The organism is Pseudomonas lalucatii, assembly GCF_018398425.1.
Lineage (GTDB): Bacteria > Pseudomonadota > Gammaproteobacteria > Pseudomonadales > Pseudomonadaceae > Aquipseudomonas > Aquipseudomonas lalucatii.
Map to the genome: position 1 here is coordinate 1482635 of NZ_JADPMV010000002.1, position 26957 is coordinate 1509591.

General features: G+C 68.1%; 20 protein-coding genes. 6 read left to right on the forward strand and 14 right to left on the reverse strand.

What is annotated here, in order from left to right:
* Positions 1-30: 30 nt before the first annotated feature.
* From I0D00_RS20490 to I0D00_RS20515, 6 genes are all read right to left on the reverse strand, one after another.
* Positions 31-660: a sarcosine oxidase subunit gamma gene (locus I0D00_RS20490; RefSeq protein ID WP_213641616.1), complete on the reverse strand. Its 630-nt coding sequence runs from the start codon at positions 658-660 to the stop codon at positions 31-33.
* Positions 661-735: 75 nt separating this feature from the next.
* Complete coding sequence (locus tag I0D00_RS20495) at positions 736-3753, reverse strand: sarcosine oxidase subunit alpha (protein WP_213638376.1); 3018 nt, start codon at positions 3751-3753, stop codon at positions 736-738.
* Entirely contained in the window at positions 3750-4076 is a 327-nt protein-coding gene (locus I0D00_RS20500) for a sarcosine oxidase subunit delta (protein ID WP_213638377.1), read from the reverse strand. Before I0D00_RS20500 ends, I0D00_RS20495 begins: the two co-directional genes overlap by 4 nt.
* Before the next feature lie 55 nt (positions 4077-4131).
* Positions 4132-5382, reverse strand: coding sequence for a sarcosine oxidase subunit beta (locus tag I0D00_RS20505; RefSeq protein ID WP_213638378.1), 1251 nt, complete (start codon positions 5380-5382; stop codon positions 4132-4134).
* Between the two features lie 143 nt (positions 5383-5525).
* Positions 5526-6779, reverse strand: coding sequence for a serine hydroxymethyltransferase (gene glyA, locus I0D00_RS20510; protein WP_213641617.1), 1254 nt, complete (start codon positions 6777-6779; stop codon positions 5526-5528).
* Between the two features lie 212 nt (positions 6780-6991).
* A complete protein-coding gene (locus I0D00_RS20515) occupies positions 6992-7723 on the reverse strand; it encodes a TraX family protein (RefSeq protein ID WP_213641618.1) in 732 nt (243 codons plus the stop codon).
* Between the two features lie 171 nt (positions 7724-7894).
* On the opposite strand from I0D00_RS20515, the gene I0D00_RS20520 reads away from it, so the two are divergent.
* From I0D00_RS20520 to fusA, 4 genes are all read left to right on the forward strand, one after another.
* The gene (locus tag I0D00_RS20520) at positions 7895-8938 is read left to right on the forward strand and encodes a threonine aldolase family protein (RefSeq protein WP_213641619.1); all 1044 of its coding nucleotides are present in this window, start codon (positions 7895-7897) and stop codon (positions 8936-8938) included.
* Between the two features lie 975 nt (positions 8939-9913).
* On the forward strand, positions 9914-11101 hold the full coding sequence (gene sorT / locus I0D00_RS20525) for a SorT family sulfite dehydrogenase catalytic subunit (RefSeq protein WP_213641620.1): 1188 nt from the start codon (positions 9914-9916) through the stop codon (positions 11099-11101).
* Positions 11094-11420, forward strand: a complete 327-nt coding sequence (gene sorU, locus I0D00_RS20530) for a SorU family sulfite dehydrogenase c-type cytochrome subunit (RefSeq protein WP_213641621.1) — start codon at positions 11094-11096, stop codon at positions 11418-11420. Before sorT ends, sorU begins: the two co-directional genes overlap by 8 nt.
* 110 nt (positions 11421-11530) lie before the next feature.
* A complete protein-coding gene (gene fusA, locus I0D00_RS20535) occupies positions 11531-13579 on the forward strand; it encodes an elongation factor G (RefSeq protein ID WP_213641622.1) in 2049 nt (682 codons plus the stop codon).
* Positions 13580-13873: 294 nt separating this feature from the next.
* Here fusA and I0D00_RS20540 read toward each other — a convergent pair whose 3' ends face one another.
* The 6 genes from I0D00_RS20540 to gbcB all read right to left on the reverse strand — a co-directional run bounded on the left by I0D00_RS20540 (position 13874) and on the right by gbcB (position 19078).
* Complete coding sequence (locus tag I0D00_RS20540; RefSeq protein WP_213641623.1) at positions 13874-14215, reverse strand: hypothetical protein; 342 nt, start codon at positions 14213-14215, stop codon at positions 13874-13876.
* Positions 14216-14334: 119 nt separating this feature from the next.
* The gene (locus I0D00_RS20545; RefSeq protein WP_213641624.1) at positions 14335-14871 is read right to left on the reverse strand and encodes a dihydrofolate reductase family protein; all 537 of its coding nucleotides are present in this window, start codon (positions 14869-14871) and stop codon (positions 14335-14337) included.
* A gap of 191 nt (positions 14872-15062) precedes the next feature.
* Positions 15063-16247, reverse strand: a complete 1185-nt coding sequence (locus I0D00_RS20550) for an HBL/NHE enterotoxin family protein (protein ID WP_213641625.1) — start codon at positions 16245-16247, stop codon at positions 15063-15065.
* A gap of 157 nt (positions 16248-16404) precedes the next feature.
* Positions 16405-17013: a glutathione transferase GstA gene (gene gstA, locus I0D00_RS20555; RefSeq protein WP_213641626.1), complete on the reverse strand. Its 609-nt coding sequence runs from the start codon at positions 17011-17013 to the stop codon at positions 16405-16407.
* Positions 17014-17125: 112 nt separating this feature from the next.
* Complete coding sequence (gene gstA, locus I0D00_RS20560) at positions 17126-17734, reverse strand: glutathione transferase GstA (protein ID WP_213641627.1); 609 nt, start codon at positions 17732-17734, stop codon at positions 17126-17128.
* Positions 17735-17974: 240 nt separating this feature from the next.
* Positions 17975-19078 carry an FAD-binding oxidoreductase gene (gene gbcB / locus I0D00_RS20565; protein ID WP_213641628.1) on the reverse strand — a complete coding sequence of 368 codons (1104 nt, stop codon included), beginning with the start codon at positions 19076-19078 and terminating at the stop codon, positions 17975-17977.
* A 367-nt stretch (positions 19079-19445) separates the two neighbouring features.
* On the opposite strand from gbcB, the gene gbcA reads away from it, so the two are divergent.
* Positions 19446-20738: an aromatic ring-hydroxylating oxygenase subunit alpha gene (gbcA, locus tag I0D00_RS20570; protein ID WP_213641629.1), complete on the forward strand. Its 1293-nt coding sequence runs from the start codon at positions 19446-19448 to the stop codon at positions 20736-20738.
* An 836-nt stretch (positions 20739-21574) separates the two neighbouring features.
* On the opposite strand, the gene I0D00_RS20575 is transcribed toward gbcA, so the two are convergent.
* Positions 21575-24100: a CoA transferase gene (locus tag I0D00_RS20575; RefSeq protein WP_213641630.1), complete on the reverse strand. Its 2526-nt coding sequence runs from the start codon at positions 24098-24100 to the stop codon at positions 21575-21577.
* Positions 24101-24256: 156 nt separating this feature from the next.
* Between I0D00_RS20575 and I0D00_RS20580 the strand changes: the two genes are divergently transcribed.
* Complete coding sequence (locus tag I0D00_RS20580; protein ID WP_213641631.1) at positions 24257-25120, forward strand: LysR family transcriptional regulator; 864 nt, start codon at positions 24257-24259, stop codon at positions 25118-25120.
* A 55-nt stretch (positions 25121-25175) separates the two neighbouring features.
* Here I0D00_RS20580 and I0D00_RS20585 read toward each other — a convergent pair whose 3' ends face one another.
* Positions 25176-26855, reverse strand: a complete 1680-nt coding sequence (locus I0D00_RS20585; protein WP_213641632.1) for a BCCT family transporter — start codon at positions 26853-26855, stop codon at positions 25176-25178.
* Positions 26856-26957: the final 102 nt, after the last annotated feature.

Here is a 26957-nt window from a genome sequence, read left to right on the forward strand (position 1 = left end):
GCCGGCTAGCGTCGCTGCGCTCCTGCAGCCCTAGGCCTTGATCGCCAGACCGTACTCGGCGCTGGCGTCCTGCAGCCACAGCCAGACGTAGTCGGAGAAGCTGCGGCGCACCAGCAGTTCCCAGGTGTCCTCGCCGGTATGGCGGATCACCAGCTGGCTCTTGGCGAAGGCGGTGCCGACCGCCTTGCCCACCGGGAAGTTGCTCGGATGCACGTCGTAGATGCTCGACTTCATCAGCACTTCGCGGGCCTTGGGGCCGCTCAGTTCGAGAATGGTCTGGCCGCCACTGACGTTGACGATGGCGATGTGCTGCCCTTCCAGGGCGGCGCGCAGCTTCTGCTCGGTGGCGAACTCTTCGCCGCTCGGCACGATCAGCAGCCACTCGTCCGGGCTCAGCCACTGCAGCGAGGTCTCGCCCTTGGCCACCAGGGTCAGGGCCACCGGCAGCTCCAGGCCCAGGGCCTTGTGCACGCCGCCGGCGAACTTGGCGTCGTCGGCGTCGCCGCGCAGGATCAGGTGGCCGAGCAGCTTCTTCTCGCGCAGGGTCACCCCGGCGTTGCTCTTGCCCTTGCGTGCCAGCTCGTCGAGACCGGCGTGGAACAGCGGGGACTCGGCCTTGCCGGCATCGGGGCGCTGCTTGTAGACGTTGATCGCGGTCATGTTGTTAACCTGTCGCTAATGTCTGTTGACCTGGAGGAGCCGGTTGCCCGGCTCCTCGGGTTGGGTGCCGAAGGCTCAGATGTTCTGACGATCGCCTTTCGGGTCGTAGAACACCGGGCTGCAGATCTCCGCCTCGATCACGCTGCCATCGACCAGCGGTGCGTAGACCTTCTCGCCCATGCGCTTGAGACCGCCCTTGACCAGGGCCATGGCGAAGGAGTAGCCCATCGCCGCGCTCATGTAGCTGGAGGTCACGTGACCGACCATGGTCATGGGGATCGCCTGCTTCGGATCGAACACCAGCTGCGCGCCTTCCGGCAGCACCTTGTTCGGATCGACCGGCTTGAGGCCGACCAGCTGCTTGCGGTCTTCGCGCAGGCAGTCCTCGCGGTTCATGCCGCGCCAGCCGATCCAGGAGAACGGCTTGGTGCGACCGACGCACCAGCCCATGCCCAGATCGTCCGGGGTCACCGAACCGTCGGTGTCCTGGCCGACGATGATGAAGCCCTTCTCGGCGCGCAGCACGTGCATGGTCTCGGTGCCGTAGGGGGTCAGGTTGTACTTCTTGCCCGCCTCGGCGATCTGCTCCAGCACGCCCATGGCGTAGTCGGCCTGGACGTTGACCTCGTAGCTCAGCTCGCCGGTGAAGGAGATGCGGAACACCCGGGCCGGCACGCCGCCGACCTTGCCTTCCTTCCAGGTCATGAACGGGAAGGCGTCCTTGTCCAGGTCGATGTCGGTGACCTCGGCCAGCAGCTTGCGGCTGTTGGGGCCGGACAGGGTCAGGGTCGCCCAGTGGTCGGTGACCGAGGTGAAGTACACCTTCAGCTCCGGCCATTCGGTCTGGTGGTAGATCTCCAGCCATTCCATCACCCGACCGGCGCCACCGGTGGTGGTGGTCATGACGAAATGGTTGTCGGCCAGGCAGGCGGTCACACCGTCGTCGAAGACCATGCCGTCTTCCTTGCACATCAGGCCGTAGCGCGCCTTGCCAACATCCAGCTTGGTCCAGGCGTTGCTGTACACACGGTTGAGGAACTCGCGCGCATCCGGGCCCTGGATGTCGATCTTGCCCAGGGTCGAGGCATCGAGGATGCCGACGCTGTCGCGCACGGCCTTGCACTCGCGGGCCACGGCGGCGTGCAGGTCCTCGCCGTTCTTCGGGAAGTACCAGGGACGCTTCCACTGGCCGACGTCCTCGAACTCGGCGCCGTGCTTCAGGTGCCAGGCATGCAGCGCGGTGTAGCGCTTGGCGTCGAACAGCTCGCCGCAGTTGCGCCCGGCCACGGCACCGAAGGTCACCGGGGTGTAGTTCGGGCGGAACATGGTGGTGCCCATCTGCGGGATGCTGATGCCCATGGAACGGGCGGCGATGGCCAGACCGTTGATGTTGCCCAGCTTGCCCTGGTCGGTGCCGAAGCCCAGCGCGGTGTAGCGCTTGACGTGCTCGACCGACTCGAAGCCCTCGCGGGTGGCCAGTTCGATGCCGGCCGCGGTGACGTCGTTCTGCAGGTCGACGAACTGCTTCGGCGCCCGCGCGGTGGACTTGTCGTGGGGCACCTGGAACAGCGCGACGGCCGGCTCCTCGGTGCGCTTCTCGGTCTTCGGCAGGCTGCCGCTGACGGCCTTGAAGCCCGCTTCGGCGGCGGCCGAGGCGCCGGCCTCGAAGCCGTCGGCCAGGGCGTCGCCGAGGGCGAATACGCCGTTGACGGCGCCGGCGCACAGGCGCTTCTGGAAACCTTCACCCGGGACGAAGGCGAGGATGTCTTCGCGCCAGGTCGGCTTGCCGCCCAGGTGCGAGGCCAGGTGCACCACCGGGCTGTAGCCGCCGGAGCTGACGATCAGGTCGCAGTCCAGCACCTCACCGGGGCTGGTGACCTTGTGCTTGTTCAGGTCGATGGCGCAGATGCGCGCACCGGTCACCCGCTTGCTGCCGCGGGCCTCGACCACGGCACTGCCGGTGAGGATACGCACGCCACGCTTGCGCGCTTCCTCGACCCAGGCACCGCGCGGGTTGGGCCGCGCATCGGCGACGGCGACCACCTGCTGGCCGGCGTCCAGCCAGTCGAGCACCACGCGGTAGGCGTAGTCGTTGTTGGTCGACAGCACCAGCTGGCGGCCCGGCGCCACGCCGTAACGGCGCACGTAGGTGGACACCGCGTCGGCCAGCATGTTGCCCGGCACGTCGTTGTTGGCGTACACCAGCGGGCGCTCGTGGGCGCCGGTAGCCAGCACCACGCGCTTGGCCCGCACGCGGTGCATGCGCTGACGCACCTGGCCCATGGGGGCGATCTCGCCGAGGTGGTCGGTGAGGCGCTGGTGGATGGTGAGGAAGTTGTGGTCGTGGTAACCGTTGACCGTGGCCCGCGGCAGCAGGGTGACTTCGCTCATGCCCTGCAGCTCGGCGATGGCCGCGGCGGCCCAGTCGGCGGCCGGCTTGCCGTCGAGGGTCTCGCGGGTGGCCAGCAGGCTGCCGCCGAACTCTTCCTGCTCGTCGGCGAGGATCACCCGGGCGCCGCTGCGCCCGGCGGCCAGGGCCGCGGCCAGGCCGGCGGGGCCGGAGCCGACCACCAGCACGTCGCAGTGCTGGTTCATGTAGTCGTAGCTGTCCGGGTCGTTCTCCCGCGGCGCACGGCCCAGGCCGGCGGCCTTGCGGATGTACTTCTCGTAGGTCAGCCAGAGGTTCTGCGGGTACATGAAGGTCTTGTAGTAGAACCCCGGCGGCATCATCTTGCCGCCGACCTTGCCGAGAATCCCCATCAGGTCGTTGTTGACGTTCGGCCAGCCGTTGGTGCTGGTCGCCACCAGGCCGCTGTACAGCGCCTGCTGGGTGGCGCGCACGTTGGGGATCTGCGCCGCCTCGGTGGAGCCGATCTGCAGCACGGCGTTGGGCTCTTCGGCGCCGGCGGCGACGATGCCGCGCGGACGCGAGTACTTGAAGCTGCGGCCGACGATGTCGACGCCGTTGGCCAGCAGCGCGGCGGCCAGGGTGTCGCCGGCGAAGCCCTGGTAGCTCTGGCCGTTGAACGTGAAGGTCAAAGGCTGGCTGCGATCGACGCGCCCGCCCTGGGAGAGACGATTGACCTGGCTCATACGGTTGCTCCTTGGCCGGCAGTCTTCTTCGCGGCGACGCTGGCCTCAGTCACGCTGGGGCGCTCGCCGATCTTGTAGGTCTCGAGGATTTCGTAGCTCACCGTGTGGCGAGTGACGTTGAAGTACTTGCGGCAGCCGGCGGCGTGCACCCACAGCTCGTGGTGGATGCCGCGCGGGTTGTCGCGGAAGAACAGGTACTCGCCCCACTCCTCGTCGGTGCAGGCATTGGGGTCCAACGGGCGCGCGATGTGCGCCTGGCCGCCGGCGTGATATTCCTCTTCGGAACGCAGCTCGCCACAGTGGGGGCAGAAGATATGCAGCATGGTCGGTACCTCCAGAAAACATTCCTCCCTCTCCCACCGGGAGAGGGGGCCAATATCAGTGCGCCACCCCGGCCGCGCCGTGTTCGTCGATCAGCGCGCCATTGTGGAAGCGCTCGATGGCGAACGGCTTGGCCAGCGGGTGCATCTCGCCCTTGGCCAGGCTCGCGGCGAACACGTGGCCCGAGCCCGGCGTCGCCTTGAAGCCGCCGGTGCCCCAACCGCAGTTGAAGAACAGGTTCGGCACCGGGGTCTTGGCGATGATCGGGCAGGCGTCCGGCGTGGTGTCGACGATGCCGCCCCACTGGCGGTTCATGCGCACCCGCGAGAGGATCGGGAACAGCTCGACGATGGCCTGCAGGGTGTGCTCGATGGTCGGGTAGGAACCGCGCTGGCCGTAGCCGTTGTAGCCGTCGATGCCGGCGCCGATGACCAGGTCGCCCTTGTCCGACTGGCTGATGTAGCCGTGCACGGCGTTGGACATGATCACGCTGTCGATGATCGGCTTGATCGGCTCGGACACCAGCGCCTGCAGCGGGTGGGATTCGAGCGGCAGGCGGAAGCCGGCCAGCTTGGCCATGTGCCCGGAGTTACCGGCGGTGACCACGCCGACGCGCTTGCCGCCGATGAAGCCGCGGCTGGTCTCGACGCCGATGCACACACCGTTTTCCTTGCGGAAGCCGATCACTTCGGTCTGCTGGATCAGGTCCACGCCCAGGGCGTCGGCGGCGCGGGCATAGCCCCAGGCCACCGCATCGTGACGGGCGACGCCGCCGCGACGCTGCAGCGAGGCGCCCATCACCGGGTAACGGGTGTTCTTGCTGCAGTCCATGAAGGGAATCAGTTCCTCGACCTGCTTGGCGTTGAGCACCTCGCCGTCGATGCCGTTGAGGCGGTTGGCGCTGACCCGGCGCTCGATGTCGCGCATGTCCTGCAGGGTGTGGCCGAGGTTGAAGACGCCGCGCTGGGAGAACATGACGTTGTAGTTGAGGTCCTGGGACAGGCCTTCCCACAGCTTCATGGCATGCTCGTACAGCTGCGCCGACTCGTCCCACAGGTAGTTGGAGCGCACGATGGTGGTGTTGCGCGCGGTGTTGCCGCCGCCCAGCCAGCCCTTCTCGATGACCGCGACGTTCTTCACGCCGAACTCTTTGGCCAGGTAGTAGGCGGTGGCCAGGCCGTGGCCGCCACCGCCGACGATGATCACGTCGTAGACCGGCTTGGGCGTCGGGTTGCGCCACATGCGCTGCCAGTTCTCGTGGTGGCTGAAGGAATGCTTGAGCAGGCCGAAGCCGGAATAACGTTGCATAGGGATGCTCCTGAAATCTGTTCCCCGGGCCCTCCGCGAGGAGGGCTAGGGTTGAGGGAACGCTTGCGGGCCTTGGCGTGGCTGCTGCCCGCCGCCTCCCTCATCCGCCCGGCGGACTCGGCGCCCGCCGGGAAAGGGAAAACTCAACGATAGACCGGGTAGTCCGCGCACAGGCCAGCGGCCAGCTTGGCGACCTGGGCCTCGACGTCGGCGTCGCCGAGGTGGTCGAGGACGTCGCAGATCCAGCCGGCCAGGGCGACGCACTGGGCCTCCTTGAAGCCGCGGGTGGTCACCGCCGGGGTGCCGATGCGCAGGCCCGAGGTGACGAACGGCGACTGCGGGTCGTTCGGCACCGAGTTCTTGTTCACCGTGATGCCGACGCGGCCCAGGGCGGCGTCGGCATCCTTGCCGGTCAGGCCCTGCTTGATCAGGCTGAGCAGGAACAGGTGGTTGTCGGTGCCGCCGGAGACCACGTCGAAGCCGCGCTCGATGAACACCTTGGCCATGGCCTGGGCGTTCTTGATCACCTGGGCCTGGTACTCCTTGAACTCGGGCTCCAGGGCCTCCTTGAAGCACACCGCCTTGGCGGCGATCACGTGCATCAGCGGGCCGCCCTGGGCGCCGGGGAACACCGCGGCGTTGAGCTTCTTCTCGATCTCCGGGTTGCTCTTGGCCAGGATCAGACCGCCACGGGGACCGCGCAGGGTCTTGTGGGTGGTGGTGGTGACCACGTCGGCGTAGGGCAGCGGGTTCGGGTACAGGCCGGCGGCGACCAGGCCGGCGACGTGGGCCATGTCGACGAACAGCAGCGCGCCGACCTTGTCGGCGATGGCGCGGAAGCGCGGGAAGTCCAGGGTCTTGGAGTAGGCGCTGAAGCCGGCGACGATCATCTTCGGCTGGTGCTCCACGGCCAGGCGCTCGACTTCGTCGTAGTCGATCAGCCCGGTGGCGGTGTCCAGGCCGTACTGCACGGCGTTGTACAGCTTGCCGGAGGAGCTGACCTTGGAACCATGGGTCAGGTGGCCGCCATGGGCCAGGCTCATGCCCAGGATGGTGTCGCCGGCGTTGAGCAGGGCCAGGTACACGGCGCTGTTGGCCGAGGAGCCGGAGTGCGGCTGGACGTTGGCGAAATCGGCGCCGAACAGCTGCTTGGCGCGGTCGATGGCCAGCTGCTCGACCACGTCGACGTGCTCGCAGCCGCCGTAGTAGCGCTTGCCCGGGTAGCCTTCGGCGTACTTGTTGGTCAGGCCGCTGCCCTGGGCCTGCATGACGCGCTTGCTGGTGTAGTTTTCCGAGGCGATCAGCTCGATGTGGTGCTCCTGACGCGCTTCTTCGGCGTTCATCGCCGCCAGCAGTTCGTCGTCGTAGCCTTGGATTTGATCTTGTTTGCTGAACATCGCTGATCTCCTGCGGCGCCACGCTGTAGCGCATCGGTGTGGAATCGGGAAGGGGGACCCCCTTGTGGAGCCGATGGTATGACTCGCCCCAAACCCTCAGATGCCTATGTACGCCACAGGGGATTGCGTTTGCGACATGACCCTGTCGGTCATGCGCATGCACCGTCCCAGAGGCGCCCCCGGCCTCCTCCTGCGGCAGGCCGCCGCAGGCTCTAGGGCAAGACTTCACGCAAGCCAGCCAGGGCCAGGAAATGGCCCGGATAGAAACCATAGGCCCACCTGCCCACCGGCGCCACCGAGCAGCGCAACTGGCGCTGCAGCAGGCCAATTCCGACCAGCGGTGCCAGGGCGCAGCTGCAGACCACCGCCAGGGCGAAGGCATCCCCCTCCAGGGCGTCGGCGTACAACGGCGGCCAGTAGTTGGCCAGCAGGCACAACGCCACCGGCCAGGGCCAGGCCCGGCGCGGCCGGTGCAACGCCTGGACGAAGGCGGCCGGCAGCAGGGCGCCGGCGGCGCCGAACATCAGCCAGGGATGACCGAGCAGCGCCAGCGCCAGGGCGCCCAGGCCCGGCCAGGGCGAGCCGCCGGGACGCGCCAGGGCCTGGGCGAGCAGCAGGCCCAGGGCCAGGGTCGGCAGGATGTTCAAGGTCTGCGGCGCCGGCACCAGCAGCCGGTAGGGCCACTCGGAGAGCAGCGCGAAGCCCAGCAGCAGGCCGAGATAACGCAGCGGCAGCGGCCGCCCGGGCGGCTGTCGGCGCAGGTTGGCGGCGATGGCCAGGCAGAACAGCGGGAAGGCCAGGCGCCCGGGCACATACAGCCAGTACAGCGCGGGCCAGACGTAGCGCAGGTGGTCGAGCAGCATGCTCAGCAGCGCCAGCCACTTGAGCAGGTCGAGGGCGGCATCCCGGGTCTGGCCAACCTGGGCGGCTACTGGAGTCGGCATGGGCGCGTCCGTCACGCTGCGGGTCAGCCTCGACCTTAGCCCATCGCCGCCACCGGTGCCGCCACGGGACCGGGAACGGACGCCACGCGGGCCCCACCCGCGCCTGCGGCGGAGGTACAGTAGCGCATCCGCCGGCCCCCGCCCCGGCGCCCAGACCAGAAGGAACCTGCCATGCCCGATTCGTCCCAACAGTTCGCCAGCGACAACTACTCCGGCATCTGCCCGGAAGCCTGGGCCGCCATGGCCGAGGCCAACCACGGCCACCAGCGCGCCTACGGCGACGACCAGTGGACCGCCCGCGCCGCCGATCACTTCCGCCAGCTGTTCGAGACCGACTGCGAGGTGTTCTTCGCCTTCAACGGCACCGCGGCCAATTCCCTGGCCCTGGCGGCCCTGTGCCAGAGCTACCACAGCGTCATCTGCTCGGAGACCGCCCACGTCGAGACCGACGAATGCGGCGCCCCGGAATTCTTTTCCAACGGCTCCAAGCTGCTGCTGGCCAGGACCGAGCACGGCAAGCTGACCCCGGCCGCCATCCGCGAGATCGCCCTCAAGCGCCAGGACATCCACTACCCCAAGCCGCGGGTGGTCAGCCTGACCCAGGCCACCGAGGTCGGCACCGCCTACCGCCCCGAGGAAGTCCGCGCGATCAGCCAGACCTGCCGCGAGCTGGGTCTGAAGCTGCACATGGACGGCGCGCGCTTCTCCAACGCCTGCGCCTTCCTCGACTGCTCGCCGGCCGAACTGACCTGGCAGGCCGGGGTCGACGTGCTGTGCTTCGGCGGCACCAAGAACGGCATGGCGGTGGGCGAGGCCATCCTGTTCTTCAACAAGGAGCTGGCCGAGGACTTCGACTACCGCTGCAAGCAGGCCGGCCAGCTGGCCTCGAAGATGCGCTACCTGTCGGCGCCCTGGGTCGGCCTGCTGCAGAACGACGCCTGGCTGTACTACGCCAATCACGCCAACCGCTGCGCGCGCCTGCTGGCCGAACTGGTCGCCGACGTGCCCGGGGTCAGCCTGATGTTCCCGGTGGAGGCCAACGGGGTGTTCCTGCAGATGGCCGAAGGCGCCCTGGAGACCCTGCGCGCCAGGGGCTGGCGCTTCTACACCTTCATCGGCGCCGGCGGCGCACGCTTCATGTGCTCCTGGGACACCGACGAGCAGCGGGTCAGGCAACTGGCCGCGGATATCCGCAGCGCCATGGCCGACGCCTGAGCCGCGGCGAAGGCCCCGGGACGGACGCGCGGCCGTTATCCACGGCGGCGGTGGATCAAGCTGTGGACAAGCTGTACAGCGAAGGCGCCGCGACAGGCCCGCCGCGCGCTCCCGAAGATCGATCATTTCATGAGCGATTTCAGACACTTGGGAAATGGCTTACACACAGATACTGTGCAGGGCCGCGTAGACAAGCTGTGCACAGCTGGCTGCAGGCCACGGCACACGCCGCCCGCAGCCAGCTGTGCATTTTTCGACCAGGGCTGTCGGCGCCAGTGCGGACGAAGCGCCGCCCACGCCCCCAGGGCCGCCGTCCCGCCGCCGGGGCGCCCTGTCCACAGCAACGGTGGATGATGCTGTGGACAAGCTGTACGGCGACGCCCCCGCCCCAGGGCCTGCGCGGGCTGCCGAATTTCGATCATTTTTCCAGCAGAATCAGCGACTTGCACCATGACTTAGGCACAGAAACTGTGCACCGCACTGTGCATAAGTTGTGCGTCGCTGGCTGCAGGCGGCCGGCGGCGGGGCCTGCGACGAACTGCTCAGGGATTGTCCAACCCGCCACCGCCGGCTCATTCGCGGCACGGGGACGGCCGCGGGCGTCAGCCGTGTCCCGGGAGAGGACGCCTTACCCACAGAGGCGGTGGATCGTTCTGTGGACAACGTGTCGAGACGCTGTACAGACAGGGCTGCAGCCCAGGCCGTCCGCGGGATGGCGCATTCCGCTCGTTTTTTGCGCACGATCAGGCCGCTACCCGCAAAAGCGCCCCCGCGGCCGGTCCTGCGGCGCACCGCCGTCCTGGTGCAATGCGTAGGGCTATGCTGGCTCTATCCAAACGGCGCCATGCGCCTGGATAGTGGCCAGGGCGCGCCACCTGCCTGCGGGTGATGCGCCACTGGACCCGGGGTTCGCCGGAGTCAGGAGCTCTCCTGGACCGCGCGACTTGCCACTCGCCCGAACAAGGGAGAACGGAGATGAACGACAACTTCGATCCGCGCCGCCGCCAGGTGCTGCTGGGCAGCGCCGCGACGCTGGCCTCGACCGGCCTGCTCGGCCTAAGCCCGCTAGCCCTGGCCGCGGAAACGCCGCTGCCGGATTACGTCAACTGGAAGAACCCCGAGGCGCTGGTGGTGCACAGCGCCCAGACCCTGGAGACCCGGCGCGATGCCATCGGCACCAGCATAGTGACCTCCAACGAGCAGCTGTTCATCCGCAACAACCTGCCGGCGCCGCCCCCCGCCATAGTCGCCGACCGCGATGCCTGGACGGTGGCCTTCGCCGGGGTGAAGAACCCGCGCAGCATGACCCTCGGCGAGCTCAAGACCCTCGGCGTCACCACTGTGGCCAGCGTGCTGCAGTGCTCGGGCAACGGTCGCGCCTTCTTCGACCACGAGGCCAGCGGCACCCAGTGGCGGACCGGCGCCGCCGGCTGCGTGCTGTGGAGCGGCGTGCCGCTGAAGGCCGTGGTCGAGGCCCTGGGCGGCGCGCTCGACGGCCGCCCCTATATCACCGGCACCGGCGGCGAGGAGCTGCCCGCCGGCCTCGATCCGCAGAGCCTGGTGGTCGAGCGCTCGGTGCCACTGCGCGCCCTGGAGCAGGCCCTGCTCGCCTGGGAACTGAACGGCGAGCCCCTGCCCCTGGCCCATGGCGGCCCGCTGCGCCTGGTGGTGCCGGGCTACTACGGGGTGAACAACGTCAAGTACGTCAGGCAGGTGGCCTTCACCGCCGCGCAGACCGACGCCAAGATCCAGGCCTCCGGCTACCGCATCCGCCCGGTCGGCCAGGGCGGCGCGCCGGATCAGCCGTCGATGTGGGAGATGAACGTCAAGTCCTGGATCACCCAGCCGCTGGCGCAGGCCAAGGCCGGACGGGTGGCGATTCAGGGCGTGGCCTTCGGCGGCGCCAGGGAGGTGCGCGGTGTCGAGGTGTCGCTCGATGGCGGCAAGAGCTGGCAGGCGGCGCCCTTCGTCGGTCCGAACCTGGGCCCCTACGCCTGGCGCCCCTTCGTGCTGATCGTCGAGCTCAAGCCCGGCAGCTACAGCCTCATGAGCCGGGCCACGGATGTCGAGGGCAACGCCCAGCCCGAGCAGGAGCTGGTGAACGAACGCGGCTACGGCCATAACGGTTGGAGGGACCATGGTGTCGAAATTTCAGTTGTCTAAGACTGCCGGACTGCTCCTGGGCCTGGCCCTGGGCAGCGCCCAGGCCGGCGAGGCGGCCACGGACGAGGCGCGCCTGGCCCTGGGCCGCCAGGTCTTCACCGAACAGGCGCAACCGGCCTGCGCGCTGTGCCACAGCCTGCAGGACGCCGGCGCCGCCGGCGCCATAGGCCCCGACCTGGACCAGCTCAAGCCGAGCCCGGAACGGGTCATGGCCGCGGTGCGCGGCGGCGTCGGGGTGATGCCGGCGTTCGCCGCCTCGCTCAGCGCCGAGCAGATCGAGGCCGTGGCCCACTACGTGGCGCGGGTCACCCAGCCCTGACACCAGCCCGGTCGACCCTCGCCGCCTCGGCGCGAGGCGCGACCGGACCCTGCCCCTCCCGCCCCCCTCGCCCTGCCTATACTCAGGACACTCGGGATTGGGAGGATGCCATGGCCAACTACACGGTCGACGCCATTCGCACGGTTGCCCTGGTCGGCCAGGCCGACAGCGGCAAGACCAGCCTGGTCGAGGCACTGCTGCACCGTAGCGGCGCCATCCCCAGCATGGGCACCCTGGAGCGCGGCGACACGGTCTGCGACTTCGACCCCCTGGAGCGCGAGTACCGCCACTCCCTGACCTCGGCCCTGGCCCACTGCAATCACGCCGGCACCGAGCTCAACCTGATTGACACCCCCGGCTACCCCGACTTCATCGGCCAGGCCATCGCCGCCCTGGCCGCGGTGGAGACCGCCCTGGTGCTGGTCAATGCCCAGAGCGGCATCGAGCTGAGCACCCGGCGGATGATGGAGCTGGCCGGCGAACGGCGCCTGTGCCGCATGCTGGTGGTGAACAAGATCGACGCCGAACGGGTCGACCTGCCGGCCCTGCTCGACGAACTGCGCGAAGCCTTCGGCAAGGAGGTGCTGCCGCTCAACCTGCCGGCGGACGGCGCCAGCCGGGTGGTCGACTGCTTCTTCAACCCGGAGGGCGCGGCCGATTTCTCCTCGGTGGCCGAGGCTCACCAGGCCCTGGTCGACCAGGTGGTCGAGGTCGACGAGGCACTGATGGCGCGCTACCTGGAGCAGGGCGAGATCGCCCCCGAAGCGCTGCACGCGCCCTTCGAGCAGGCCCTGCGCGAAGGCCACCTGATCCCCCTGTGCTTCGTCTCGGCGCGCAGCGGTGCCGGGGTCGGCGAACTGCTCGACATCCTCGTGCGCCTGGCGCCCAATCCCGCCGAGGGCAACCCGCCGCTGTTCCTCAAGGGCGAAGGCGAGGCGGCCAAGCCGTTCCGCTCGCGGCCCGAGCCGCAGCGTCACGTGCTGGCCCATGTGTTCAAGGTGGTGATGGACCCCTTCGTCGGCAAGCTCGGCGTCTTCCGCGTGCACCAGGGCACGCTGCAGCGCGACATGCAGCTGTTCATCGGCGAGGCCAAGAAGCCCTTCAAGGTCGGCCACCTGCTGCGCCTGCAGGGCAAGCGCTACGAGGAGGTGACCCAGCTGGTACCGGGCGACTTCGGCGCGGTGAGCAAGGTCGATGAACTGGAATTCGACGCCGTGCTGCACGACTCCCACGACGAGGACAGCATCCGCCTCCAGCCCCTGGCCTTCCCCACGCCCATGCAGGGCCTGGCCATCGAGGCCAAGCGCCGCGGCGACGAGCAACGCATCGCCGAGGTGCTGCACCGCCTGCTCGCCGAGGACCCCTGCGTCCGGCTCGACTACCACCCCAGCACCCAGGAAACCGTGCTGCGCGGCATGGGCGAGCTGCATCTGCGCTACCTGCTCGACCGCCTCGCCGGCAGCTACAAGCTCGAGGTGCAGACCCAGCCGCCACGGGTGCCCTACCGCGAGACCGTCACCCGCGCGGCCGAGGGCCACTGCCGGCACAAGAAGCAGACCGGCGGCGCCGGCCAGTTCGGCGAGGTGTTCCTGCGCGTCGAGCCCCTGCCCCGCGGCGCCGGCTTCGAGTTCCTCGACACGGTCAAGGGCGGGGTGATCCCCGCACAGTTCATTCCCTCGGTGGAGAAAGGCGTGCGCTCGGTGCTGGAGGCCGGCCCCCTGGCCGGCTACCCGGTCGAGGACCTGCGGGTCACGGTCTACGACGGCAAGAGCCACGCCGTCGACTCCAAGGACATCGCCTTCCAGGCCGCCGGGCGCAAGGCCATGCTCGACGCCCTGCGCGGGGCCGGCTGCATCGCCCTGGAGCCCATCGCCGACATCGAGATCACCACCCCGGAGAGCAAGCTCGGCGACATCACCACCGACCTGGTCGGGCGCCGCGGCCAGGTGCTCGGCAGCGAAGCCCAGGGCCAGGGCCTGGCGCTGGTGCGCGGCCAGGTGCCGCTGGCCGAGCTGGACGGCTACGGCGGCCGGCTCAAGTCGATCACCGCCGGCCAGGGCGCCTACAGCCTGGAGCTGAGCCACTACAGCCCGGTGCCGCAGGAGGTGCAGCAGCGCCTGGCGGCCAGCCACAAGGCGGCGGACCAGGAGGACGACTGACCCCCGGGCCGGCGACTAGTCTCGAACGCCCGGTTATCCAGAAATCTGCTGGACGAAGCTGTGGATAAGCTGTGTGGACAAGGCGCCGGGCCTAGACCCTCGAGGCCTCCGGAAGATCGGACACTTTCTGATCTATTTCAGACAGATAGCGAATCGCTTAGGCACAGATTCTGTGGGCCGGGCTGTGGATAAGCTGTGCCCAGGGCGCTGCGCAGCGGGCCGGGCGGGGGCCGGCGCGGGCCGTACGTTTTTCGATCAGTCGCGCGCCGGCGGCACGGATACCGCCTGGCGTGCCTATCGGGCCAGGTGCCAACGGTGCAGCATCCGGTGCAACAGCGGGCTGAGCAGGATGCCCACGGCCACCAGGAACAGGGTATCGGCGAACAGCCCGTAGCACGCCGCGAACCAGGCCAGCGCCGGCCCGCCGGCGCTGCTCGGGCCCAGTCCGCCGAGGATCGACAGGGCATTGAGGGCGGCCTCGGCGAGGGGCAGGCCGACGAGCAGATGGAAGCCGGCGATCCCGGGCAACAGGGCCACCAGCAGGACCCCGCTGGCATAGAGGAAGAAACGCAGCAGGCGCAGGATGAACACCAGGCCGTGGGCCAGTTCCTCGTCGAACTTCTCGAAATGCTGCATGCCGTGCCGTCCCTTGCGCCGAACCCGATGAAGCCCCGGAGGCTGGCCGGGACTGCCGCTGCCGGCGATTGTCCCAGAACGCTGGCGCTCCGGCGAGCCTCAGCGGCTGCCGCGCGGCCTCAGCCCAGGCGCTGGTAGCGGCTCTGCACCAGGCCGTTGGCGAAGGTGCGGGTGCCGAGGTGACGCCAGCGGATGTCGTGCTCCAGCGGCCCGAACAGGGCGATCCCCGTACCGATCAGGATAGGCACCCGGGTGATGATCAGGTGCTGGATCAGGCCGGCCCGCAGAAAGCCCTGGATGGTCTGCCCGCCATCGATGTAGAGGTGTTTGGCCCCGCGCTCGGCCAGGCGCTCGACCAGCTCCGCCGGCGGACCGGCCATGACTTCGACGTGGCCGGCCAGGCGGGCGGGAATCTCCAGCGCCCGGCGGCTGAGCACCACCACCGGGGTCTCGCCGTAGGGCCAGTCGGCGAAGGTCAGCACCTGTTCGTAGGTGCAGCGGCCCATCACCAGGATGTCGACCGTGTCCATGAAGGCCTGGTAACCGTAGTCCTCGCCATCCTCGGCGCTGCCATTGGCAGGCAGCCAGTCCAGCTCGCCGTCGGCACGGGCGATGTAGCCGTCGAGGCTGGTGGCGATATAGACGGACGTTTTCATCCCTTCCTCCTCGCACCCGGCAACCCCTGGTGCCTGACTTCCGGAAGACGCCTGGCGGGCCTGCGCACCGTCAGGGGATCAGCCCTTAATCTAGCAGCCCGCTGGCGGGCGGGACCGGCGAGCCGCCCAGGGGTAGGGCGCTGGCCGGACAAAGAAAAGCCGCGTCCGGGGACGCGGCTCGTTCGTGCGCCTCAGGCTACCTTGCGGGCCTGGCTGGAGACGTTGTTGTAGTAGTCGATGAGACCGAGGTTCTGCCCGCTGGCCAGCGACGCCTGCACCTGCGCCGAGCTCATGCCGTACTCCAGCTGTGCGGTGTTGACCTGCAGGTCCAGCTGCAGCGAACCGGCCTGCACATAGGCGGCGTTCCACTCGTCGATGGCCTCGTTCAGGTCGTCGAGCACCGCGGTGAAGTTGCTGCCGCCGGCATCGGCGAGGGCGCTGCGGATATCGCTGACCGCGGCGTTGACGTCGCTCTCCAGGGTTTGCCACTCGGCCAGGATCGCCTGCAGGCTGGTCTCGATGACCTCGCTCTGGCTGGCCAGGTCGGCGAAGTTGCCCGCCAGCACATGCAGGGTGGCGACATCGGCGGTGATGCCGGTGATCTGCCCCAGCTTGGCCTGGATGCTGGCCTGGTCGGCCTTGATCTTCTCGGCGTCGAGGGCGATGTAGGTGCTGGCCACCGCCACCGCCGGGCCGAGCACGAACCACACCGCGGCCCCCACCGGCCACAGGGCGATGGTGGCCGCGACGCCCAGGGTGATGGCCACGCCGTCGGCGATGCCGAGGGCGACGATGGCGGCGGTGAGGCTCTTGATGTCGGCCTTGAGCCGGGCGATATCGGCGTTGAGCTGGTCGATCTGCGCCTGGTCGGCATTGGCGTCCTGGGTCGAGCGATCGGCGATGCTCTGCAGCTGCCGGGCCATGTCCGGCAGGCTGTCGCGGCTCTGCTGCAGCGCGCTGACGGCCCCGGCGATGAAGCTGGTGACCAGGGCCAGCTGGCTGGTCAGGGCATTGAGGTCCTGGTTGAGCGTGGCCAGCGCGGTGGGGTTGCTCGGCTGGTCGATCAGGGTCTGCGCCTGGGTCTTGGCGTCCTGCAGCACCTGGCTGATGACGCCGTTGTAGCCGATGACTTCCTGCGGCACGTCGAGCAGCCGGGCCATGACGTTGTTGACCCAGTTCAGGGCGTCGCCGTTGGCCTGCTCGTAGGCCGTGATGAACTCGTTCCAGTCGGGCGGGTTCTGGTTGAGGGTGGGCAGGCTGGAGGTCAGCACGCTGGTCATCAGCGTGTTGACCTCCACCACGTTCTGCTTGTAGCTGGCCTGGGCCTCGGCCAGGGAGCGGGCATTGCTGCTTATTGCACGGGCGAGCGAGAGCATGGTGCGTTCCTCCTTGAGGGTGGTGCGGGGTGTTCCATCACTGCCCTCAAGGGTAGATCAGTGTCCGGGCGGCAAAATACCGATTGGCGTTAAGCATCCGGCCGGCAAATAGCAGGGGGGACTAGGACAATGCCGCGGCACGCGCCCCCAGATGCGCTCAAGGCGCCAGCCCTTCGGCCTTGAGCGCCGCCTGTACCGCGGGACGGGCGGCGACACGCTTGAGGAAGTCCTGCAGCTCCACGCAGGCCGCCAGGTGCAGGCCCAGGTGCGGGGCCCAGCCGGCCACCACGAACAGATAGGCATCGGCGGCGGTGAACACTTCACCGGTCAGGAAGCTCCTCCCCTGCAGCTGCTGCGAGACCCAGCTGAGCCTCTGCGTCACCGCGCTGGCGAAGCGGGCGCGGGCATCGGCCTCGAGCTGGGAATCGAACAGCGCGCCGGCGGTCTTGTGCAGCTCCGAGGTGACGTAGTTCTGCCATTCCATCACCCGGTAGCGCGCCAAGCTGCCGGCCTCCGGCATCAGGTCGACACGCCCCGCCAGGTCGCACAGGTACTGGTTGATCACCGGCCCCTCGGTCAGCCGCGTGCCGTCGTCCAACTCCAGGGTAGGCACCGCGCCCTTGGGATTGACTCGGTAGTAGTCGCCGCCCTGTTCGGTCTCGTGAGTGGCCAGATCGACCCGTTCGAGGACGAAAGGCAAGCCGGTCTCCTGCAGCACGATGTGCACGGCGAGGGAACAGGCCCCAGGCGAATAGTAGAGTTTCATCGCACACCCTCCAGAACGGCGCAGGATAGCAACGCGACTCCGGCCCCGCGCAGGCGACGAGCCGCTGGGCACAAGCATAGCGCCTCGCCGTCCGGCGAGGCCGGCGCGCCGCTCAGGACGTCAGCCCTTCCGCCTTGAGCGCCGCCTGGATCGACGGGCGGGCGGCCAGGCGCACCAGGTAGCCCTGCAGCTCGGGGCAGTGGCTGATGTCCAGGCCCAGGAAACCGGCCCAGCTGGCCACGGTGAACAGGTAGGCGTCGGCCGCGCTGAAGACCTCCCCGGCCAGGTACGGACGGCCCTGCAGCTGGCTCGACACCCACTGCAGGCGCCGCCGCAGGCCCTCGCCGATGACCCGCTTGGCGGCCTCGTCCAGGGCCGGGTTGAACAGGCCGCCGAAGCCCTTGTGCAGTTCGCTGTTGATGAAGCCCTGCCACTCCATCACCCGGTAGCGCGCCATGCTGCCGGGCGCCGGCATCAGGTCGACGCGCCCAGCGCGGTCGCACAGGTACTGGTTGATCACCGGCCCCTCGCTCAGGTAGAAGCCGTCGTCCAGCTCCAGCAGCGGCACGTAGCCCTTGGGGTTGAGGCGGTAGTAGTCGTCGCCGTGCTCGGTCTTGTGGCTGGCCAGGTCGACCCGTTCGAGGCTGAAGGCCTGGCCGATTTCACGCAGGACGATATGCACCGCGAGCGAGCAGGCACCGGGGGAATAGAAGAGTTTCATGCTGTGGGCTCCACATCAGGCCGATGGAGCGCAGGTCAGGCAATGGCATCCCAGCCGGGACCGCCTACGTCTAGCGCGAGCGGTCCGGCACCGGGGAGAAGCAGGGGACGGGCCGGGAGCCGCTCGGGCCCGCGCCGGCGACGTCAGCAGACGCCGGGCGCTGGCCTAGCTTCAAGCATAGAGCCCTTTGCCGGCGCCGTTCGGCCCCGGCACAGCATGGACAGACGAAAGGCCGGAACCTCAGTAGTCGATGGCCACGTCGCCCTGGGGCACGCTGCAGCAGGACAGGATGTAGCCTTCGGCGACGTCCTCGTCGGTGATCCCGCCGTTGTGCTCCATGGTCACCTCGCCGGCGGTCTTCATCACCTTGCAGGTGCCGCAGATGCCCATGCCGCAGGCCTTGGGGATGTGCAGGCCGAGCTTGGCGGCGGCCGCGTGCACGGTCTCGCCCGGATCGATGCGAATGCTCTTGCCGGTGCTGACGAACTCCACCTGGTGCTGGTCGGCGAGCGGTACCGGCGGCGCCTCGGCGGCCTCGGCGGCCAGTTCCTTGACCTCCTCGCGGACGTCCGCCGGCGTGGCGCCGAAGGATTCCTCGTGGTAGCGCGACATGTCGAAGCCGTTGGCCTCGAGCAGGCGCTTGACCGCGTGCATGTAGGGCGTCGGGCCGCAGCAGAAGACTTCCCGCTCCATGAAGTCCGGCGCGATCAGCTCCAGCATCTTCTGGTTGAGGTAGCCGCGGTAGCCGGCCCAGGCCTCGCCCAGGCCGTGCTTCTCGCAGATCACGTGCAGGCTGAAGTTGTTGATCCGCGCCGCCATGTGCTCCAGCTCGCGGTGGTAGATGATGTCCTTGGGCGTGCGCGCGCTGTGCACGAAGACCATGTCGACGTTGCCGTTGGTGTCGTAGAACCAGCGGGCCATGGACATGACCGGGGTGATGCCGACGCCGCCGCTCAGGTACAGCACCTTCTCGGCGGGGAAGTCGATGGCGTTGAACAGCCCGACCGGGCCGTGCACCGGCAGCTCGTCGCCTTCCTTGAGGTTGTCGTGCAGCCAGTTGGACACCTTGCCGCCGGGCACCCGCTTGATGGTGATCGAGAAGCTGTAGGGCACCGAGGGCGAGCTGGAAATGGTGTAGGAGCGCATGATCGGCTGGCCGTCGATCTCCAGCTCCAGGGTCACGAACTGCCCGGGCTTGAAGAAGAACAGCACCGGCTGTTCGGCCATGAAGCAGAAGGTGCGCACATCCCAGGTTTCCTGGATCACTTTGACGCAACGCACCAGGTGGCGGCCATTGCTCCAGGTCTGGGTGGTAACCGGATTGAGGAAGTCGTTCGTCGTCATGGACGTCTCTCCGCGCACGGCCGGACATCGGCCTAATATGGGGCGGATTGTGCGTAACGCCCGACACCGCCACTTACCTGTCAGCGACATTCACATACTTATCGCGACCTGCCGCGGAAGCCGTGGTTTTCCGCGTCGGAAACGGATGCAGCCATGTCGCCCATGGATAAGGTTAGCTCGGCGCCCCCATCCAAACTCGATTCCAGCCGATGCAAATGGATAAGAGCGCACGCCCCCCGTTTTGCCTAGCGCAAAACGCCACTCGGCAGGCGATAATCGAGGGGTGCCACGCCGCCTTGCGTAGCAACCGAAACAGCCACTTTTTTCCGGCGCGAGCACCGAGTGCCCCGCCACTGAGGAGTTACCGATGGACGTCACTTCCACTCTGAGCCTGGGCGATCCGCTGGAGCCCGCACGCAAGGCCACCGCCGAGATGCTGCAGACCCGCGAGCGCACCTACTCGCTGCCGCAGCCGTTCTACAACGACGAGCGTCTGTTCCAGATCGACATGCAGGAGATCTTCCACAAGGAGTGGCTGATCGCCGGCATGACCTGCGAGATCCCGGCCAAGGGCAACTACCTGACCCTGCAGATCGGCGACAACCCGATCCTGGTCATCCGCGGCGCCGAGGGCGTGGTCCACGCCTTCCACAACGTCTGCCGCCACCGCGGCTCGCGCCTGTGCACCAGCGACAAGGGCAAGGTGGCCAAGCTGGTCTGCCCCTACCACCAGTGGACCTACGAGCTCGACGGCCGCCTGCTGTTCGCCGGCACCGAGATGGGCGCCGACTTCGACATGAAGGCGTACGGCCTCAAGCCGGTGCACTGCAAGACCTCCGGCGGCTTCATCTTCATCTCCCTGGCGGAGAACCCGCCGGCAATCGACGAGTTCCTCTCCGGTCTGGCCCATTACATGGAGCCCTACGACATGGAGAACGCCAAGGTCGCGGTGCAGAGCACCATGCTGGAGAAGGCCAACTGGAAGCTGGTGCTGGAGAACAACCGCGAGTGCTACCACTGCAACGGTGCGCACCCGGAACTGCTCAACACCCTGCTGGAGTGGGACGACACCACCGACCCGCGCGCCGACCAGGCGTTCAAGGACCACGTGGCCGACTCCGCCGCCAAGTGGGAAGCCGAGAAGATTCCTTACGCCCATGCCGGTTACGGCCTGCGCAACCGCATCGTGCGCATGCCGCTGCTCAAGGGCACCGTGTCCATGACCATCGACGGCAAGCCGGGCTGCAACAAGCTGATGGGCCGCATCAAGAACCCGGACCTGGGTTCCATGCGCATCCTCCACCTGCCGCACTCGTGGAACCACTGCATGGGTGACCACCTGATCAACTTCACCGTGTGGCCGGTCAGCGCCCAGGAGTCGATCGTCGTCACCAAGTGGCTGGTGCACAAGGACGCCGTGGAAGGCGTCGACTACGACGTCGAGCGCCTGCGCCAGGTGTGGGATGCCACCAACGATCAGGACCGTCGCCTGGGCGAAGAGAACCAGCGCGGCATCAACTCCACCGCCTACCAGCCGGGCCCCTACTCGAAGACCTACGAGTTCGGCGTGGTCAACTTCATCGACTGGTACAGCGGTCAGATGCTGAAGAACCTCGGCGCCGAGCCGGCTCCCTACCTGAAGGACGTTTCGGCCGAGTAACCGCGCGTGACCGGCGGGTTGGTCGCCCGCCGGAGTTTAGTTGCACACTGAGGCCCTGACGGGCACTTCCCAACCCTCCCGGCCCCGGCCCGGAGGGTTTTTTTATGCGTCCGGCCCGGCTGCGCACGCGCATCCGCTGCAGGCCCGCAGTCGCCGAGCAGTGTTACCCCCGGCCCGATCCGGTAACAGAATCGGGTAGTACTGCAACAAAACCGCCCCGCACGGGCGGTGACGCCCGCCAGACAAAGTTACTAAGTATTTGTTTTTTATGGATAAATTATTTCTGGCACGGCTTATGCTCTATAGATCCGCACAAAAACAATAAAGCAAAAAGAAAAAGCGTCTCGACTCTGCCACAACAAAAACAACAGGACAGAAGAGTCGCAAACAGATTTTTTTGGAAAGCGTGTGCGTTCCGGGGCTTGCCCCGCGCCCAAGGCGATAAGAATAAAACTACCTCGAGGTAGCTCGCCGCTCTGGTCGGTTCACCTGGTGACGAAAGCGCAGCCAGTATCCAAAAAAATACGTTTGCCCTTGATCTCTCATGGGATCGGACAAGACCGCTTGGAACGAGAACAACAACAACAAATCGTTCAATAACAAGAACAAAGCACGCATCAGTTTGAAGGGGAGCTCCGGCTCCCCTTCGTGCTTTGCGCCTCCCGCCCGACCCGCCGGCAACGGCCGCTTCCCGAGCAATCCCCCGCCGCAGTCCAGGCCACGGCCTTGCCCCGGCACACCCCTGCGCCCGGTCCAGACAGGCCGCCCCTGCCCTGCGGCCCGGCGCCAGTCCTGCTCGCCGGGCAACAGGGCCGAGCGCTGCCGTCAGCCGGCCCTCAGCTCGGCAGGTAGCGCGCGCTCCAGTGCTCGGCCGCCACGCCCCGCGCGAGCAGCCCCTCGACCTGTTCCGCCGTGCAGCCCAGCCGCACGAGCACCTCCCGGGTGTGGGCACCATACTTGGCCATCGCCTCCGGCAGTCTTAGCCTGGCCTGCCGCGGCCGAATGGCGTTGGGCGCGATCAGCTCGACCCGGTGCCCGCAGGGGTGCTCCGGATAGGCGATGAAGGCCACGGTCTTCGGCCCCTTCAGGTCGATGCCGGTGGCCGCGCTCATCAGCGCAGACTCGCGCAACTGGCTCATGCGCCCCAGCGGCTGGCAGCCGATGTCGAGCGGCGCCAGCAGCGCCTGCCAGTGAGCCATGCTCTGGCTGCCCAGGAGCGCCTCCAGGCGCCGCTCGGCCGTCGCCTCGTCGTCGCACTCCAGCTCGGGCAACTGCAGCGCCCGAGACAGCGCGGGCAGCTGGCTGCGCCGGTCCAGCGCCAGGAAGACCCAGCCATCCAGCGCCTGGTAGCAGCGGTAGAAGGCATGGGCGCCCTTCACCTCGCGGCCGCTCGGCTCGTCGAAGGGACCGCGTCCGGGGTAGTCGTACATGAAGGGCAGCTGAATCAGCTGCCCCGCCGCCACCAGCGAGCTGCGCGCCACCGCGCCGCCGTGGCCATGGGCGCGCCTGACCAGCGCCACGCCTATGGCCTGGGCGGCGCAATAGCCGCCGAGCACGTCGATGGTGCCGAAATGGGCATGCTCCTCCGGGGTCTGCAGGCCGCCGCCGAAGCGCGCCATGATGCCGGTGGTCGCCTGCACCAGGTCGTCATAACCGGGGTGGTTGCTGCGCGGCCCCGGGGTCGGACCGCCATAGGCATCGAACTGGCAGAGGATCAGTTCGGGGTTGAGCCGCCGCAGACGCTCGGCGGACAGCCCCAGGCGCTCCAGCTGGGCATCGCTGGCGTTGATGGTGATCACGTCCACCTGGGGCAGCAGCCTGTCCAGCAGGGCCTGGCCCTCGGCGCTCTTCAGGTCGAGCAGCACGCTGCGCTTGCCCTGGTTGGCCTGCATGCCGAACACCGTGGTGTTCCAGGGGTCCAGCGCCGGCTGCGGCGGATCGATGCTGATCACCTCGGCGCCGAAGCGGGCCAGGGTGCAGGCGATGGTGGGCCCGGCGATCACGTTGGTCAGGTCGAGAATCCTGATGCCGTCCAGCCAGCCCCGGGGCGGCGCGGCGGGGTCGGCCGCGGGCAGGCAGGCGGGCCTATCGCGCCAGCCCGCCAGCACCTGCAGCACCGCGCCGCGATCCCGATGGGGCACCTGGGCCGGCTGCTTGTCGATCACCGCGTCGTCACCCTGCAGCCAGCAGATGTTGCCCAGCTGGCGCATGGCGCCGTAGCGCGGGTCCTCGACCCGCAGCACGCTGCTCGACTGCAGGGCATGCTCGCTGGCCAGCCACTCAGCGCTCAGCTGGTGGGCACAGCCCGGCACCCCGGCCGCGCCGAACAGGCGCTGCCATTCGTAGGCCGGCTTGCTCAGGAACGCCGCCTTCATCTTCTCGGAGACCAGGTCGGCCCACTGCCGCGACAGCGGATAGGACAGCAGGGTGCACTCGGCGCCCTCGGGCCAGTCCGCCACGTCCAGGTACGGACTGTGGGTCGGGATCCCCAGACCAGCGAGCTCGTCCCACAGGCCCAGCACCTGCAGGCAGGCGATGGGGTGGCGGGTATGGGAGCAGTTGACCGCATAGAAGGGCCGGCCGTCCTGGCAGACGTAGGTGCGATAGAAGGGATCGAGAAACTCCTGCAGGTCGGCATACTGCAGGTTCAGCGGCAGATCGTTGGCGCGCCGGCGCTCGATCTCGCGCTCGCGCAACGACTTGTAGCGCTCCGGCAGCCCCTCGACGTGCATGGAGTTGTAGGCCAGGCCCTCCATCAGCGCCGCGGCGATGGGCACCTCGATGCGTTCGCCCTGCCCGCTGGTGACCCGGGCGAACAGCGCCAGGGTCACCGCGGTGGCGCCCAGCACGGCGGCGTAGGCCGACGCCAGGGGCAGGGGCGAGAACGACGGGGTGATGCCCATCAGCACCCGGCTCAGGCCCATGTCGGTGAACTGCCCGACCGCCGCGGCGATGATCCCCTCCCAGGCCGGCAGCTGCGCCAGCTCCTGATCCGCCTCGGAGAAGCCCGGCAGGGACAGGTAGACCAGCGCCGGATTGAGCGCCCGCACCTGCTCGGGCCCCAGCCCCAGGCGGGCCATCACCCCGGGGCGGAAGTTCTCGATCAGCACGTCGGCATTGCCGACCAGCTCCAAGGCCAGCTGCAGGTCTTCCGCGACCCGCAGGTCCAGGCTGATCCGCTGCTTGCCGCGGTTCAGTATGGCGTCGGCCGGGTTGTCCCAGCGCGGTCCGCCGGGCGGGTCGATATGCACCACCTCGGCGCCCTGGTCGGCCAGCATCATCGCCACCGCCGGCCCGGCGATGTACTGGCCGAAGTCGACAACCCGATAGCCACTCAATGGCCGTTGCTGCATCGTTTTCATATTGTCCTGCCGCTGGAAAAAGTTGAGACGGCCAGAGCCTAGGAAATTGCCGCTGCAGCGCATATCGGATAGTTTCGAACTGCCCGTTCGATTTTTTTGTACAGGGCGATTCAGCCAACCTATCCGGCACCCGAGCCGGTCATTCCAGGGGCGCCGGTGGACCTGCAAGCGATCAAGACCTTTCTGACCCTGGCCGATCTCAAGCGCCTGAGTCTGTGCGCCGAGCAGCTGTCGCTGACCAAGTCAGCGGTCAGCGCGCGGATAAAGCAGCTCGAGGAACAACTGGGGCAGGCGCTGTTCAGCCGCAGCAACGAAGGCATGCGGCTGACACCCGCCGGACAGCAGTTCTATCAGCATGCCGTGGCCATGCAGCAGCACTGGCAACGCGCCAAGCGCGAGCTGTCGCGGCGCGAGACGGGCACCCAGCTGCTGCGCCTGGGCGCCCACCCCAGCCTGGCCGGTGACCTGCTGATGCGCTGGGGCAGCGCGCTGAACGACCGGCAACCGCGCCTGCACATCCACCTGGAGGCCGACTACTCGCACGCGCTGGTACGCCAGGTGTCCGCCGGCGCCCTGGACCTCGGCCTGATCTTCATCGCCGACGCCACCGCCGGGCTGGTGGTGGAACAGGTCGCGGAGGACCGCCTGCTGATGGTCAGCAACCGCGCCCTCGCGCTGGAGCAGGTCGACGCCGACAACTACCTCTATATCGACTGGGGCTGGGGCTATAACGCCGCGCACTCCGAGCGCCTGGCGCACCTGCAACACAGCCGGCTGAGCTGTGGCCTCGCCACCCTGGGCCTGCCCTGGCTGCTGGACAACGGCGGCTGCGCCTACCTGCCGCAGCGCCAGGTGGCGCCGCTGCTGGCCGCGGGCCGCCTGCAGCGGGTGGCCGCGGCGCCGGAGTTCAAGCGCCCGCTGTTCGTGACCTATGCCAGCGACGCGCAGGACTCGGCGCCGCTGCAGGCCGCCCTGGACGCCCTGCGGCAGGTCCTGCAGCCGATGCCGGGCGAGGCCTGAAACGACAGGGGCCTCCCGAAGGAGGCCCCTGTCGCGCGCGGCGAACAGCCGGCGCTTAGCCGTTATCCACCGGCTGCGCAGCCAGCGTCGCCGGCTCGCTGACTTCCCCCGAGTCCATGACCAGCGACTTGAGCACGCCGAAGGTCATCAGCAGTATCACCACGCTCAGCGGCAGGGCCGCGGCGATGTTGGCGGTCTGCAGCGCGTTGAGTCCGCCGGCGACCAGCAGCACCCCGGCGACGCAGCCGATCACCGAGCCCCAGAAGATACGGAACACCTTCGGCGGCTCCTGGTTGCCCAGGGACAGGATGGTGGTCAGCACCAGGGTGCCGGAGTCGGACGAGGTGACGAACCAGCTGAGCAGCAGGAACACCAGCATCGCCGAGAGTATCCAGCCCAGGGCGCCGGCGCCGGCGATGCCGTCGGCGGCGGTGAACAGGGCCGCCGGCAGGTTCCAGGCGGTAACCAGCTGGACCAGCTCGCCACTACCGGCACCACCCGCGGCATTCAGCTCCTGGTGCAGCGCCGCGCCGCCGAAGATGCCCAGCCAGACGAAGATGATGAAGGTCGGCACGAACAGCACGCCGAGGACGAACTCGCGCAGGGTGCGGCCGCGGGAGATGCGTGCGATGAACAGACCGACGAAGGGCGCCCACGCCAGCCACCAGCCCCAGTAGAACACGGTCCAGCCGTTCTGCCAGGCCGCCGGGCCCTCTTCCTCGGGGAACCACAGGCCCATCTGCATGAAGTTGGCCAGGTAGCTGCCCACCGACTCGCCGAACATGCTCAGCAGCCAGGTGGTCGGCCCGCCGAACAGGAAGAAGGCCACCACCAGGGCGGAGATGACGATGTTCCACTCGGAGATGATCTTGATGCCGCGGCCCACGCCGGACAGCGCCGACATGATCGAGACGATGGAGATCAGGCCGATCAGCACCAGCTGGGTGGTGGTGCCCGGGTCCACGCCGATCAGGCGCTCCAGGCCCACGGCCATCTGGCTGACGCCCAGGCCCAGGGAGGTGGCGATGCCGAACACGCAGCCGAGCACGCCGAACAGGTCGACCACATGGCCGATCGGCCCGTAGATGCGGTCGCCGATGAACGGGTGCAACGCCGAGCGCAGGGCCAGCGGCAGCTTCTTGCGGTAGGCGAAGTAGGCCAGCGACAGGCCGACGATGGCGTACACCGCCCAGCCATGGAAGCCCCAGTGGAAGTAGGTCACCCGCAGGGCATCCACCGCGCGGGCATGGTCGATGGCCGTGGCTCCGGCCATGTCGGCATAGGGGTTGTTCGGGTAACCGAAGGCGCCACTGTTATCCAGGTAGAAGATCGGTTCGGCGACGCCGAAGAACAGGATGCCGATGCCGATGCCGGCGGAGAACAGCATGGCGAACCAGGCGAAGTTGCTGAACTCGGGGCGGCTGTCGTCATCGCCCAGGCGCACGCTGCCGTAACGGGTGAACACCAGCACGGAACAGACCAGGATGAAGAACACCATGGCCACCAGGTAGTACCAGCCGAAGATCCCTTCGATCCAGCTGCGCGTCGCCCCGAACAGGCTGCCGGCCAGCTCCGCGTTGGCGCCGGCGAAGAGGACGAAGGCCAGGACCATCACCGCCGAAACGATGGTCATGCCCTTGTGCATGCCCTTGAAGAGGCCTGCCTGACACAGCAGCTCCTCCTTGAAGACGGTCGTGCCGGGGGCACGTCCGGGTTGCTCTTTCACTGTCGACATCTTGTTGTTCTCCCACGTGGAGGTGAGCTCATTGTTGTAGTTATCCGCGTGTCGCCGTTCTTCAAGCTAATGAAGAGCCTTGCCGCCCGGCCGCTGCCGGCC

Coding starts and splice junctions, on each gene's coding strand:
- I0D00_RS20540 (WP_213641623.1), bottom strand. CDS start 14,215: ATGCAGCATTTCGAGAAGTTCGACGAGGAACTGGCCCACGGCCTGGTG.
- I0D00_RS20545 (WP_213641624.1), bottom strand. CDS start 14,871: ATGAAAACGTCCGTCTATATCGCCACCAGCCTCGACGGCTACATCGCC.
- glyA (WP_213641617.1), bottom strand. CDS start 6,779: ATGTTCAGCAAACAAGATCAAATCCAAGGCTACGACGACGAACTGCTG.
- I0D00_RS20490 (WP_213641616.1), bottom strand. CDS start 660: ATGACCGCGATCAACGTCTACAAGCAGCGCCCCGATGCCGGCAAGGCC.
- gstA (WP_213641626.1), bottom strand. CDS start 17,013: ATGAAACTCTACTATTCGCCTGGGGCCTGTTCCCTCGCCGTGCACATC.
- I0D00_RS20500 (WP_213638377.1), bottom strand. CDS start 4,076: ATGCTGCATATCTTCTGCCCCCACTGTGGCGAGCTGCGTTCCGAAGAG.
- gbcB (WP_213641628.1), bottom strand. CDS start 19,078: ATGACGACGAACGACTTCCTCAATCCGGTTACCACCCAGACCTGGAGC.
- gbcA (WP_213641629.1), top strand. CDS start 19,446: ATGGACGTCACTTCCACTCTGAGCCTGGGCGATCCGCTGGAGCCCGCA.
- I0D00_RS20550 (WP_213641625.1), bottom strand. CDS start 16,247: ATGCTCTCGCTCGCCCGTGCAATAAGCAGCAATGCCCGCTCCCTGGCC.
- I0D00_RS20515 (WP_213641618.1), bottom strand. CDS start 7,723: ATGCCGACTCCAGTAGCCGCCCAGGTTGGCCAGACCCGGGATGCCGCC.
- fusA (WP_213641622.1), top strand. CDS start 11,531: ATGGCCAACTACACGGTCGACGCCATTCGCACGGTTGCCCTGGTCGGC.
- gstA (WP_213641627.1), bottom strand. CDS start 17,734: ATGAAACTCTTCTATTCCCCCGGTGCCTGCTCGCTCGCGGTGCATATC.
- I0D00_RS20520 (WP_213641619.1), top strand. CDS start 7,895: ATGCCCGATTCGTCCCAACAGTTCGCCAGCGACAACTACTCCGGCATC.
- I0D00_RS20505 (WP_213638378.1), bottom strand. CDS start 5,382: ATGCAACGTTATTCCGGCTTCGGCCTGCTCAAGCATTCCTTCAGCCAC.
- I0D00_RS20495 (WP_213638376.1), bottom strand. CDS start 3,753: ATGAGCCAGGTCAATCGTCTCTCCCAGGGCGGGCGCGTCGATCGCAGC.
- I0D00_RS20585 (WP_213641632.1), bottom strand. CDS start 26,855: ATGTCGACAGTGAAAGAGCAACCCGGACGTGCCCCCGGCACGACCGTC.
- sorT (WP_213641620.1), top strand. CDS start 9,914: ATGAACGACAACTTCGATCCGCGCCGCCGCCAGGTGCTGCTGGGCAGC.
- I0D00_RS20575 (WP_213641630.1), bottom strand. CDS start 24,100: ATGAAAACGATGCAGCAACGGCCATTGAGTGGCTATCGGGTTGTCGAC.